Source organism: Burkholderia sp. Ac-20392 (assembly GCF_017104585.1).
In the GTDB taxonomy this organism is placed as follows: Bacteria; Pseudomonadota; Gammaproteobacteria; order Burkholderiales; family Burkholderiaceae; genus Burkholderia; species Burkholderia lata.
In genome coordinates this window covers 1-426 of the sequence record NZ_JAAGPB010001200.1, presented here as the reverse complement: position 1 = coordinate 426, position 426 = coordinate 1, and the positions used below count along the sequence as shown (strand labels likewise).

At 73.9% G+C, this 426-nt stretch carries 1 pseudogene; it reads right to left on the bottom strand.

The annotated features are described in order from the left end of the window. Positions 1–382 (bottom strand): annotated as a pseudogene (locus G3N99_RS41605) (hypothetical protein); the annotation flags it as partial. Between the last annotated feature and the right edge of the window lie 44 nt (positions 383–426).

The window sequence follows — 426 nt, the reverse complement described above, 5'->3', positions numbered from 1 at the left end:
GCACCGCATGCGCGACCGGGCCCTCCGGCTTCGCCAGCGCGACGATCGCGAGCACCACGGCGCCGGCGAAGGCGACGCTCCACGCGAAGCCCGTATGCGTCTGCGACAGCATGACGGGAATCGCGGCGAACGCGCCGCCGAGCCCCGCCCCGCTCATCGTCGCGGCCTCGTAAACGAGCCAGCCGAGATCCGCGAGCACCAGCGCCAGCGCCGCCGAGACCAGCGAATGTTGCGCGCGCAGCCACGCGGGATGCGACGGCGCGACGACCGGACGGGCGCCGTCCTTGCCGAGCCCGATCGCACCGCATGCGCGACCGGGCCCTCCGGCTTCGCCAGCGCGACGATCGCGAGCACCACGGCGCCGGCGAAGGCGACGCTCCACGCGAAGCCCGTATGCGTCTGCGACAGCATGACGGGAATCGCGGC